This is a genomic window from Flavobacteriales bacterium (genome assembly GCA_021739695.1).
Taxonomy (GTDB): Bacteria; Bacteroidota; Bacteroidia; order UBA10329; family UBA10329; genus UBA10329.
The window spans coordinates 15,522-27,941 of the sequence record JAIPBM010000032.1; the positions used below are offsets into that span (position 1 = coordinate 15,522).

Genomic DNA, 12,420 nt, shown 5'->3' on the forward strand with positions numbered 1-12,420 from the left:
TAGCGATGAGAACACTGACAATTTTATCTTTTCTCGTTTTACCGTTTTTCTGCTTTTCGCAGAACAACAATCCCAACTATGATGAGGCGTTGGCGAAGGAGTTGAATGCCGATGATTATGGCATGAAGAGCTACATTTTCGCGGTGCTGAAAACGGGCCCTGCCAAGATTGAAGATAAGGCCGTTCTCGACAGTTGTTTTGCAGGTCATTTCTCGAACATGGCAAAGTTGGCGGAAGAGAAGAAGTTAGTGGTTGCTGGTCCGTACGGGAAGAACGACAACGACTACCGCGGGCTGTTCATTTTTGATGTGGCTTCGAAAGAAGAAGCACAAGAATTGATGAAAGGCGATCCGTCCATTTCAATGGGTGTTTTTGAAGTGGAAATGTACGATTGGTATGGTTCGGCAGCATTGCCTGTTTATTTGGAGAATCACGATAAGATTTGGAAGCAAAAGCCATGAGAAAACTGAACCGCGGAGACGCTAAGATGTCGCAAAGAGCGCTGAGAATTATGCTTTGCGAACTCTGCGAAAGAAACTTTGCGCCTTTGCGGTTAGAAAAAATGATATGAGCTATTTCACCGAAGAACATAATCAGTTCCGCCAGTCGCTGCGCGATTTCTTGCAGAAGGAAGTCGTGCCGAATGTGGATGAATGGGAGAAGACTGGAAATCCGCCTCGTGAGATATGGAAGAAATTTGGAGATATGGGCTATTTCGGGCTGCGTTTTCCGGAGAAATATGGCGGACTGAACTTGGATTTCTTCTATGATGTCATTCTGCTGGAGGAGTTGGCGAAAGTTAATTCTGCTGGAACATCTGCTGCACTTGGAGCACATTCGTATCTGTCGTTGGCGCATTTGAACAACGAAGGTTCGGAAGAACAGAAACAACAATATCTGGTTCCTGGAATTGCAGGTGAACTATTCGGTTGTTTGGCCATTTCGGAGCCAGGCGGAGGTTCGGATGTGGCTTCTATGCGGACAACTGCTGTGAAGGATGGTGACGATTGGATCATCAACGGAAGCAAGACATTCATTACGAATGGTGTGCTAAGCGATTACCTCATCATTTCCGCCAAAACGGAACCTGAGTTGAAACAGGCTGGCATCAGCATGTTTGTCGTTGATCGGAACACGAAAGGATTATCGGCTACGAGATTGGATAAACTCGGATGGCGCGCTTCTGATACGGCTGAATTGGCCTTTGATGAAATGCGGGTTCCAGCCAGCGCTTTGCTCGGAGCGGAGAACCAAGGTTTCTACTACATCATGCAGCAGTTTGCGTTGGAGCGATTGATCATGGCAATTGGTGGTGTGGCTGGTTCGGAATATGCACTTCAATATGGTTTGGATTACATGCGAGAGCGCGAAGCTTTCGGAAGACCGTTGACGAAGTTCCAAGAATTACGTCATCGCGTAGCGCAGTTGGCTGCGGAGATTGAGATGCAAAAGCAATTCGTGTATTATCTCTGTGACCGTTTCACCAAAGGAGAATACATCGTGAAAGAAGCGGCCATGGCCAAGCTTTTAGCTACGCAGCTTTCCGATAAAGTGACCTTTGAAGTCGTGCAGTTTTTAGGCGGCTACGGCTATATGGAAGATTACCAAGCCTCAAGAATGTTCCGAGATAGCCGACTTGGACAGATTGGTGGCGGAACGAGTGAAATAATGAAGGAGATCATTGCCAAAATGGCGATTGATGAGGTGAAGTATAGCTAATTAGTTGATTAGGAAATTAGCGGATTAGCGAATGTGTTTTGAAAATGGATTTGATTGGTAAAATAACTTGGATTTCAATGTTCTTAACACCGCTGGTTACGGTTCCGGTTGTTTGGAAATTGACTGACTGGGCCAAGTGGAAAAGGGTAATTGTTGCGTTGCTTCTGGCAGTAGTAACCTCAATTATTCTATATCAAGTTAGTATGGAAATCATATTTAGAGATGGAATGGGACCAGGATGATGAAATAAAGTGATGAGGCCGCCCGCGTTAGGGATTGAAGCAAGCTGCCGTGCAGCGCGGAAAGCCCGACCCGCAGGGGAACGCCCAAATAAAGAATGAACAAGTAGCAAGCTAATTGCTAAAACCTAATACCTAACAGCTTAAAAAATGTTTACAGAAGAACACAAATTATTCAGACAGGGTTTACGGGATTTCCTTGACCGTGAGGTGATGCCGAATATTGACCAATGGGAAGAGGAGCAGCGGATGCCGAAGGATCTTTGGCCGAAGTTCGGTGAGATGGGCTATTTCGGATTGAATTACTCGGAGAAATATGGCGGAATTGATGCCGATTTCATGTATTCGGTCATTTTTATGGAAGAGATTTCGAAGTGCGAGAGTGGAGGATTCATGATCTTGCCTGCGGTGCAGCAATACATGTCGTCTCCGTATATCTACAAGCACGGTTCGGAGTTCTTGAAAGAGAAATATCTGACGAAAGTGATATCAGGCGAGTGGATCGCCTGTATCGGAATTTCGGAGCCTGGAGCCGGTTCTGATGTGGCGAACATTCAGACCAAAGCCATTAAAGATGGCGACCATTATGTGGTGAATGGTTCGAAGACCTTCATTACGAATGGTGTTTATGGCGATTTCGTTGTGGCGGTTGTGAAAACCGATCCTGCCATGGGCGCGGCTGGTGTGAGTTTGCTCATCATCGATCTGAATTCGGAAGGAGTAACGCGCAACAAACTCAAGAAATTGGGTTGGCACGCATCCGATACAGCTGAGCTGCATTTCGATAACGTGAAAGTTCCTGTCGAGAACCTGATCGGAGATGAAGGTCAGGGTTTCTATTACCTGATGGGCGGTTTGCAAACCGAACGTTTGGTTGGAGCAATCGCTGGTTTCGCTTCGTGCGAATGGGCTATTCAGTACACGCTTCAATACATGAGCGAGCGTCAGGCGTTCGGACGGTCCATCAACAAGTTCCAAGTGTTGCGTCACAGAATGGCGCAGTTGATCTCGGAAGTGGAGGCAAGCAAGCAGTTCGTTTACCATTGCTGCCGAATGCATGATGCGGGCGAATACATCGTGAAAGAGTGTTCGATGGCAAAACTATTGACCAGCGAATTGGCCGAAAAAGTGATGACGCAATGCCTCCAGAGCTTTGGTGGCTACGGCTTCATGGAAGAATACAAGATGGCGCGTGCCTATCGCGATTGCCGTGTGGGAACCATCGGTGGAGGTTCGAGCGAGATCATGCGCGAGATTATTGCCAAAATGGTCATAGACGATACTTCGTATCAACGCGCTGGATCAGTATCTTCAGCGCCCACTTCGACAGGCTCAGCGCAAGCAAAGGCAAAGCCAGTTGAGGCTAAAAAGACAGAAACTAATCCTAATACAAACGATAAAAAACCAGTCATGAGTTTTGAAGCAATTGAGAGTGCAATTAAAGAGAAAGCAGCAGCAGCTAAGCCGCTAGGAAACACCTTGAAGTTCAACTTCGGTGAGCAGAATGTAATGTTGAACGGAACGGGAGACAGCAACGTGGTAACCACCAACGATGCTACTGAAGCTCAGTGTACCGTTGATGTTGCAATGGAAGACCTAACAGCCATGCTGAAAGGCGAATTGAACCCAATGAACGCTTTCATGAGCGGAAAGATCAAGGTGAAAGGCGACATGAGCGTGGCCATGAAGCTTGGAACCATTATGGGGTAATTGTTCTAACCGCTGAGACGCGGAGTAAAAGCAAAGGGCGCGAAGATTATTCTTCGCGCCCTTTTGTTTGATTCAGTTTCTATTTAGCCACCACAAACCGCTCTGTCAGAAGTTTGTCTTTCAACTGCACCGAAGCGAAATACACGCCATTACTCAATCCATCTAAGGGAATGGAAAGTCTGCTCAACGGAAGTTGTTTCTGTTCTAGAACAATTCTTCCGCTGCTGTCCAAGATCCTTAGGCTCAGTGGCTCTTCTTTCAGATTCAAAAGATCGAGCGTTATTTGAGATGAAGCTGGGTTTGGGTAGAGGCCGAAATTTGAGATCACAGGTTCTTTTGGTAACTCAGTTGTAATTCGGCTTCCATAAATCGTTTCTACCCCGAACCCACAGCTGATGATACGGTAGTCAACAGAAGCTTCCACTACAACTTCAGGTAATTCAACTCCCCCCTTCATCACTAGGTCAACTGTCTTTTCTTCGTCTTCCGCAATTTCAATATCCATGCTCTCGGCTAGTTCATATCCCACATAAGACACTTTCAATTTGTAGGTCCCAATCTTTTCTAAACAGAACTTATAACGTCCATCAAAATCGCTTACAACTCCTCCAATTTGCTTTTCACCTTCGAACAGCACAACGTTAGCCAGAATCATCGGATCACTGGTCAGTTTATCGGTGATTGTACCACGAATGGTGGTGAAGCCGTCTTGCGCTGAACATGAGGATGAAACCAGCATTAGCCAGAACGAAATGGACAGAATATGAATGGAACTTTTCATGATTTGCTTAACCAATTTAGCAACTATCTATTGTACATCAACTCGATTTGGTCAATTGCGGGAGTTGGCAATTGCCAATTCCCGCAATTTTTTGGACATCGACTTTATCTTGCCACCACAAATCGCTCTGTCAGAAATTTGTCTTTCAACTGCACCGAAGCGAAATACACGCCATCACTCAATCCATCTAACGCAATGGAAAGTCTGCTCAACGGAAGCTGTTTCTGTTCTAGCACAATTCTTCCGCTGCTGTCCAAGATCCTAAGGCTCAGTGGCTCTTCTTTCAGATCATGCAGTTCGAGATTGATGAGCGAACTGGCAGGGTTTGGGAAAATGGAAACAGATGGTTCAACCTCCAGCAGTTTTGGTTTTTCAGCTTCCAGAGAATCCTCCAGAACCATTGTTGTAACCCTACGGCAACAGGAATTACCTCGACCGCAAATGTTTAGAATGTCTCTTCCAGTAACCGTCTTTTTACAGCAACTACCATCTTTTTCAATCAATGGGCAGCAAAAGGCCTCCACAACTATTTCGCTAAGAAGAATGCCTGGCTGCAGCTTAAAATCGGCAGACGATATTTTGCTCGACTTAATATTGATTTGATGCTGCTCGCTAGTATATCCGACAGAAGAAACTTTAAGGTCGTATGTTCCAGGATTTAGGTCAACAATCTTGTAGCCACCATCGAAGTCTGTTGCTGCCCCTGAAATCACCTTTCCATCTTTAAGTACGGCAACATTTGTGAATGGTAGCGGCTCACCTGATTCTTTGTCTCGAATTACTCCAATCAGTTGTCCCTTCAAATCCCGACCAGCGTGAGAAATAAAAAGATCATAGTCACCTTGCGGAATATTCAGCAAATCATATTGTCCCGACAACCGTGACGTTTTGTTTGGGTTGAATTCGCCAGACAATCTCAAAACCACTTTGGCGTTGGGAATGGGAACATCAGTTTCTGAATTTCGAAGCACCCCAGCAATGATGTCAATCCTGCCATCAGAAACGAACGAGTTTGGTTTTACCCGATTTTGCTGAATTCTACCCAAACCTCTGGATGAAATCAGAGGAAATGGTAGCGTAATGTCAGACAAAGACCCAGATACGGAAATGACTTTGGAGAACTCAACAAATGCCACGTAGCCTTCTCCCATTGCCGAGACGTGAAGTTTTCCACCAGATAAGTTTTGAATACAGAATAAGCCATCTTTTCCGGTAGTTAGTTCTACAAGGGTTTCGTAGTCTTGAATCAAGTCTTTGCTGCCATTCAGCGATTCTCCAGCATCAAATTGAAACTGGGTTTTCCCGTATTCAGAACTAGACGCGAACTGTGCCAAGGTGATAGTGGTCATAAACAGTTGATTGATGACGCTTAGTAAAACGAGTAGAGTTTTTTTCATGATTTCTAATTTTTAAAGGGTTAGTAAAACAGATGCGCGCCATCTTTCCCTTAAAGTTCGTCATGTAAAAAACCTTTGTCAATTCATTGTAATGGCATAAGTTTCATGTCTAAGGGCCGCACCTTGAACTGCAGTCCATGGTGGTTTGTACTTGAATGATGTGGATGTAAATTACCAAGGAGGCCATTTGGTAAAACGGCTCAATTATTACAGTTCTAAGCGCTGTAATGAGAACTCTTTTGAGTTCGAAACGATGCTAAAACGTAAACGGTTCTACGACTTTATCGCCTCTTTCTTCACGAACCCCAAAACCTCAGCTTCTTTCAGCGAAGCATCGTTCAGTTTGAATGTGAGCCAGTAGTTGAGGGTTTGTGTGTATTCCTCTTTCTCGGGATTCAATCGGAGGAAATCCAACCAAAGCAGCGCGATGGTCAATTCAGCCAAATAGAAGGCCACATCGCGTGAGTAAGCCACCATGTCTTCGGCAGATTTCACGCTGGAAACAAAGCCAAGGAATGTGTTCAGCTTGGCGGCAACTTTAGCGTGGGAATCTTTCAGCGAAGCTGGATATTCCTGCTTCATCAGCTCTTTGGAATAAATGGCAAAAGCATTCAGTCCGTTCTCTTTTTCTGCAGCGCGAAGCATGTCCAATGAAAGCACGTTGGTCGTTCCTTCCCAAATGCTGAGTACCTGCGCATCGCGCAACATGGATGGAATACCGCTGTCTTCCAAGTAGCCCAGACCACCGAACATTTCCACGTATTCCGAAGCTGATTTGATGGCCTGTTTGGCTGTGTACAATTTGGCAACGGGTGTTAGGAGACGCAATAATGATTGCTCCGTTTCTGAAGCCATGTTGCATTCTTCCTTGCCCAATAAGCGCGTAAGGAAAAGTGCCAATATCAAGTTCGATTGGTAGGTGATCTCCAGCTTCTTCAAGCTCTTTTCGTACAACACATGCTGGCCTATTTTGCTTCCGAATGCTTCGCGCATTTCTGCATAGGCTTTCGGCAACGAATATGCCCTGCGCATGTAGGAAGTGGCACTGATGGTGTTGTAGATCCGCGTGATATTGAACAGCGTGGCAATGGTTTTCACGCCTTTGCCTTTTTCGCCCACCAAACGCGCTTTGGCGCCTGTCAGTTCCAACTGCGCTGTTGGCAATGCTTTGGTGCCGAGTTTGTCTTTCAGTGCTTCCACTTCAATGCCATTTAGCTTTCCGTCTGCTTTTCTAATGGGCAGGTAGAACACTGACAGTGGCGCGCGTTTTCCGTTCTCTGGTTGTTCGGTAGAAGCAAGCGTAAAGGCCATATCAGCCGTAATGGCCGAAGTGAACCATTTGTGTCCCTTCAATTCAAAATGCTCGCCATCTGGGTAGGCGAAGGTCATGGAGCGCGACACATCCGAACCACCGGTTCTTTCTGTCATCCATTGCCCACTCGTTTTGAATCTCTTTGGATCGCGCGATGTCAATCCTTCAAAGGCTTCGCCTTTCAGAAATGCATCTCCGTGCGTTTCTATCAAGCGCGCTGCTCCGTCTGTCATCGCCAACGGACAGGTATAAATAGCCGAAGAAGCGGTGTACATGTACAGTTTCACGAACTGATACAAGCGCGAATATTCCTTTTGCTCGCGTTCGTATCCAATGGCAACCAAGCCATCTTCCGCAGCCACCCGTTCCAGTTGTTTCCAACCGTCCGAGACCTTGATCTCATCTACACGGTTTCCCCAAGCATCAAACTGTGTGAGTGTTGGTTCGTTCACTTCCGCATCGCGCGCCCACACCAGAAAATCACGCCCCACTCTTCCTCCGAAACGCTTAAGGTCGGGTTTGATCTCTGCCAATGTTTGTGCTGGCATATACGTTTCCAGGTAATCGTTCAGGAAGGTGTCGTCATCAAATTCGTTTCCGAGTTGCGGTATCTGCTGAATGAAATCGGAATAGGGCGTGTGCTTCTTCATTGGCTGCGAATTGTGCGACTAAGTTAAGGGTCTAGCGTCATTGCGAAGGAAGAATGACTGAAGCAATCTCTTTTGGATTATCTCGTTCCTCGATGTGTTCCCTTCGGTCGGTTGGTACTAACTTGATGGAGATTGCCACGCTCGTGCCTCGCTCGCAATGACGCGCGTATTTAATGACGTGCTCGAATTATGTCAAGGCATCCTTTCAATTGAAAAGCTATGTTCGGCAATAAATCCTCCGACCTTCCGCTGGTCGGCCACCTCCTTTAAAAGGGGGTGCCGAGGAACGATACGGGGGATTAAAAGAAGAAATGCTATGATTGAATTCCTTACATCCCATTTCGAACTGTTTGTCTGGGCATGGATCGCCTTGGCGTGTGGCGTTTTCGTGCTGCTTCAATTTGTAACCGCGCCATTCGGTCGGCATAGTAAAACGAGCTGGGGACCGATGATCAAGAACAAATTCGGGTGGTTGCTGATGGAAGCACCCTCCTTTCTGCTCATTCTTCTATCGCTGTTGATGGGTTCGAAGGTCAATTCGGTTACGTGGATCATTGGCGGATTGTGGCTGATGCATTACCTCAACCGCAGCTTCATTTTTCCATTTCGGATAAAGAGTGGAAACAAATTGATGCCGATATCGATTGTCTTTTCGGCCATATTCTTCAATCTCTTCAATGCTGGTTTCAATGGATTCTACTTGGCCGAAATGAGTTCGTATACCGAAGCGTGGTTTTCGAGTTGGCAGTTCATGATAGGATTGCCGCTGTTTCTGCTCGGTTTCGGCATCAACCTGTGGGCAGACGAAAAACTGATGAAGCTGCGCAAGCCGGGCGAAACCGCTTACGTCATTCCGCGTGGCGGACTGTTCAATTACATAAGTGCGCCCAATCTTTTTGGCGAGATCATTGAATGGACCGGTTTTGCCATTCTTGCTTGGAACCTGCCTGCGGCTTCCTTCGCCATTTGGACCTTCGCCAACCTCGTTCCGAGAGCCAAGGATCACCATCAGTTCTACCTCGACAATTTCCCCGATTACCCTAAGGACAGGAAGCGGGTGATTCCGTTTGTGTATTGATGAGTTCAAAGTTCAAAGTGTAAGGTTCCAAGTTCAAAGTTTACCCTGAGCCTGTCGAACGGGTGGCGCAACTTTGAACCTTACACTTTGAACTTGGAACTACACCGCTTGTTTCACATCCTATAAGTTTTAGCTCGAAAGCCCAGTTTGAAGCACGTTTCGGACAATAGCCCCAAACAGCTGGGCGTTAAAGCCGCAAGACCATTACCCGAAATCTTCTTGTTCAACTAACTCCTTTGCTATGAAAATCAAGGCGCTTTTCCGTACACCCGAAACGCAGACCACCCCGTCCGCTTTAGGCGGACACCCCTCCTTACGAAGGAGGGGAGCTGGCACCCTGATCCGATGTTTACTCAAAGCTCCAATCCTCCCCCTCGAGAGGGGGAGTACCGCGCAGCGGGGAGGGGGTCAAACGCTGCAAAGGGGCTTGATTCTTCTTGCGCTTTTACTTTCATGCAGCACCTACGCCCAAACCATCAGCGTAGATGCCGATGCTTTGCGCGATTACAACGCGGGCTTGGAGCACGTGCAAAAGAAGAAGTATGCCGCAGCACAACAGCGTTTCAATAAGGCGCTGGAAGATGGCACCAAGCTTTCGAGCATTGAGCGCGAGAATGCCGAATACTACCGCGCGCTCTGCGGACTGGAACTGTTCAATGAGGATGGCGATGTGCTGATGGAGCGCTTCGTGAGTGAGCATCCGGAGCATGCCAAGGTGGAGATGGCCTACTACCATTTGGGGCGCTATGCCTTCAGCAAGAAGAAGTACAGCAAGGTCATCAAGTGGTTCGCGAAGGCCGATGCCTCCAAGCTGTCAAAGGCAGAGCAGGAGGAGTTCCATTTCAAGTTGGGTTACGCGCATTTTCAGGCTAACGACCACAGCAAGGCCTTGCACGAATTTGAGTTGGTGGACGAGGACATTGAGGGGCCGTACTACGCGCCCATTACCTACTACACGGCCTATATCTTGTTCTTAAATGGGGCTTATGACGCAGCCTATGAGCGGTTTTCGCTGCTAGAAGGCGATGCCACTTTTGGGAAGATCGTGCCGCTGTATGTGCTGCAGATCCTACAGGCGCAGGGAAAGGACGAGGAGGTGGTGGCCTACGGGGAGCGGTTGATGGGGAAGGATTTCAACGATTTCAGCAAGGGAAACCTTCACAAGATGATTGGCGATGCCTACTACCAGATGGGCGAATTCTCGATGGCGGTTCCCTATTTGGAAGAGGCATACACGAAGCTGAATTGGGACCGCGAGGAGGTGTATCGTTTGGCTTATGCGAGCTACAAGGCAGGGAAGTTTGAGAAGGCTGCGATGTACTTTGAGCAGTGCAGCAAGGAGAAGGACCCGATGGCGCAAATGGCCTATTACCAGATGGCGGATGCCTACCTGCAATCGGGCGACAGGATGGCGGCACGCAATGCTTTCAAGCTAGCTTCCGACCTCGATTTTGACAAGGAATTGCAGGAAACGGCCATCTTCAATTATGCGAAGCTTTCCTTCGAACTGAGCTACGACCCGAACGGGGAGGCGATTGCGGCTTTCGAGAAATACGTGGACGAACACATGGGCAGCGAACGGGCAGACGAAGCACAGGAACTCATCCTGAAAGTACATCTGAGTACCCAGAATTTTGAAGGTGCCTTGGCTACGCTCGATAAGATCAAGAAGAAGACTTCGGAGCATCGCATGATCTATCAGCAGACTGCGTTGAAACGCGGCATTGAACTGTTCAATGACGGGAATTATGAACGTTCCATTCGCTTTTTTGAGATGGCTTCCGAAACCACAGACGACCGTTTGGCTGCTGCCGAAGCGATGTTCTGGCAAGCGGAGGCGCATGCCAATCTGAGGCAGTTCGATCAGGCTATTGATCTGTACGAGCGTCATGTGGCCGCCCCATCTTCCGACAAGACGAAGGTTTACGACTTGGCACATTACGGGCTCGGATACGCACAGATGGCGAAGAAACGGGAGACGGAGGCGATCAACGCCTTCATCGGATTCCTGAGCTTGGAGCACCACGACAATGCGCGCATCAATGATGCTTACCTGCGCATGGGCGATTGCTACTACGTGCAGAAGAACACGGGCAAGGCCATTGCCTATTACAACAAGGCCATCGACATGCGCGGTGCGGAGGCGGATTATGCGCTCTTCCAAGTGGCGATGTGCCACGGATTTCAGGGTAAATCGAGTTCGAAGATCAGCAAGCTGAAGTCGCTGATTTCGGGTTATCCGAACTCAGAATTTGTGGTCGATGCCAAGTATGAGATAGGGGAGACCTACTTCTTTTCGGGTGATGCAGATGATGCCGTGGCGTGGTTTGACCGCGTGATCAATGAGAATCCGAAGTCGCAGTACGTCAGCCGCAGCATGCTGAACAAGGGACTTATCCTTTACAATAAGAACGATGACGAACACGCCTTGCCGCTTTTCAAGCGCGTGGCCACCGATTTCCCTGGAACATCGGAAGCGACCGAAGCCCTGCAAAAGGTGCAGAAGATCTATGTGGAGAATGGACAGGTGAAGGTGTTCGAGGAGTTTTTGGCCAAGAACAGTTTTCCAGATGCGAGCAAAGGTTCCTTGGATACCTCCTATTTCGAGGCGGCACAGCTCATGTTCCAACGCGGTGAATACATCAATGCCACGCAGGAATTCGGGAAATACTTGGGTAAGTTCCCGAATGGCTATTTCGCCATGGATGCGCATTTCTACAAGGCCGAAGCGGAGCTGCAATTGAAGAAATACCCAGAGGCCTTGAAGGATTTCAATTATGTGTTGGAGTATTCCAAAACGAGCTACACCGAACGGGCACTGGTCTCGGCTGCTCAGATACACATGTACCAGGGCGAGACGAAGGAGGCGCAGGCGAAGTATGCGCTGCTGGAGGAAATTGCGGAGCGTTCAGAGAACAAACTCGAAGCACGCGTTGGACTGATGCACACGCATTTCGAGCTGAAGGAATTCGGTCAGGCGGATGAATACACCAGCAAGGTGTTGAAATCGGATAGGGTGGAGGCCAACACCAAAGGCGAAGCGCGCTTGATCGCTGCGAAATGCGCCCTCGGCATGGGAAATGACGAACTGGCCTTGGACAAATTCCACGAAACGGTGGCCAATTCTCCGAATGCCTTTGGGGCAGAAGCGATGTTCCATATCGCGCAGATCCAGTTCAAGAACGGCAACTACGCCAAGAGCAAGGAAACCGTGTTCGAGATCGTCAACCGCTTTGCGAATTACACGGATTGGGTCGGGAAGTCCTTCCTGCTTCTTGCCGACAATTACATGAAGGAGGACGACCTATTCCAAGCCAAACTCACGCTTCAGAATGTGGTGGAGAACTACTCAGGAGAGATCAAGAAAGAGGCAGAAGCGAAGATGCGGCAGGTAGAGAAGTTTGAGGCATTTAGTAAAGCGGAATAATCAAGAATTGGAAATGAAAACTAGAAATCCCCCGCCTCGTTCCTCGGCACCCCCTTTGAAAGGGGGACTGAACCCCGTCCTCCTTGTAAAGGATGTGGCTGAACCGC

9 protein-coding genes are annotated in these 12,420 nt (G+C 48.0%); 6 read left to right on the top strand and 3 right to left on the bottom strand.

Annotated elements, in window-relative coordinates:
* Positions 1 to 5 precede the first annotated feature (5 nt).
* The 4 genes from K9J17_16085 (at position 6) to K9J17_16100 (ending at position 3,668) form a co-directional block, all read left to right on the top strand.
* Positions 6 to 461 (top strand): YciI family protein, encoded by a 456-nt coding sequence (locus K9J17_16085; protein ID MCF8278248.1) that lies wholly within the window; start codon positions 6 to 8, stop codon positions 459 to 461.
* 106 nt (positions 462 to 567) lie between these two features.
* A complete protein-coding gene (locus tag K9J17_16090) occupies positions 568 to 1,719 on the top strand; it encodes an acyl-CoA dehydrogenase family protein (protein ID MCF8278249.1) in 1,152 nt (383 codons plus the stop codon).
* 44 nt (positions 1,720 to 1,763) lie between these two features.
* A complete protein-coding gene (locus tag K9J17_16095) occupies positions 1,764 to 1,961 on the top strand; it encodes a hypothetical protein (GenBank protein MCF8278250.1) in 198 nt (65 codons plus the stop codon).
* A 147-nt stretch (positions 1,962 to 2,108) separates the two neighbouring features.
* Positions 2,109 to 3,668, top strand: coding sequence for an acyl-CoA dehydrogenase family protein (locus K9J17_16100; GenBank protein MCF8278251.1), 1,560 nt, complete (start codon positions 2,109 to 2,111; stop codon positions 3,666 to 3,668).
* Positions 3,669 to 3,747: 79 nt separating this feature from the next.
* On the opposite strand, the gene K9J17_16105 is transcribed toward K9J17_16100, so the two are convergent.
* The 3 genes from K9J17_16105 to K9J17_16115 all read right to left on the bottom strand — a co-directional run bounded on the left by K9J17_16105 (position 3,748) and on the right by K9J17_16115 (position 7,808).
* Positions 3,748 to 4,449: a carboxypeptidase-like regulatory domain-containing protein gene (locus tag K9J17_16105; protein MCF8278252.1), complete on the bottom strand. Its 702-nt coding sequence runs from the start codon at positions 4,447 to 4,449 to the stop codon at positions 3,748 to 3,750.
* A 104-nt stretch (positions 4,450 to 4,553) separates the two neighbouring features.
* On the bottom strand, positions 4,554 to 5,846 hold the full coding sequence (locus K9J17_16110; protein ID MCF8278253.1) for a carboxypeptidase regulatory-like domain-containing protein: 1,293 nt from the start codon (positions 5,844 to 5,846) through the stop codon (positions 4,554 to 4,556).
* A 273-nt stretch (positions 5,847 to 6,119) separates the two neighbouring features.
* The gene (locus tag K9J17_16115; protein MCF8278254.1) at positions 6,120 to 7,808 is read right to left on the bottom strand and encodes an acyl-CoA dehydrogenase family protein; all 1,689 of its coding nucleotides are present in this window, start codon (positions 7,806 to 7,808) and stop codon (positions 6,120 to 6,122) included.
* Between the two features lie 316 nt (positions 7,809 to 8,124).
* Between K9J17_16115 and K9J17_16120 the strand changes: the two genes are divergently transcribed.
* Positions 8,125 to 8,886: a DUF1295 domain-containing protein gene (locus K9J17_16120; protein MCF8278255.1), complete on the top strand. Its 762-nt coding sequence runs from the start codon at positions 8,125 to 8,127 to the stop codon at positions 8,884 to 8,886.
* 427 nt (positions 8,887 to 9,313) lie between these two features.
* Positions 9,314 to 12,313 (top strand): tetratricopeptide repeat protein, encoded by a 3,000-nt coding sequence (locus K9J17_16125; protein ID MCF8278256.1) that lies wholly within the window; start codon positions 9,314 to 9,316, stop codon positions 12,311 to 12,313.
* The last annotated feature ends 107 nt before the right edge of the window (positions 12,314 to 12,420 follow it).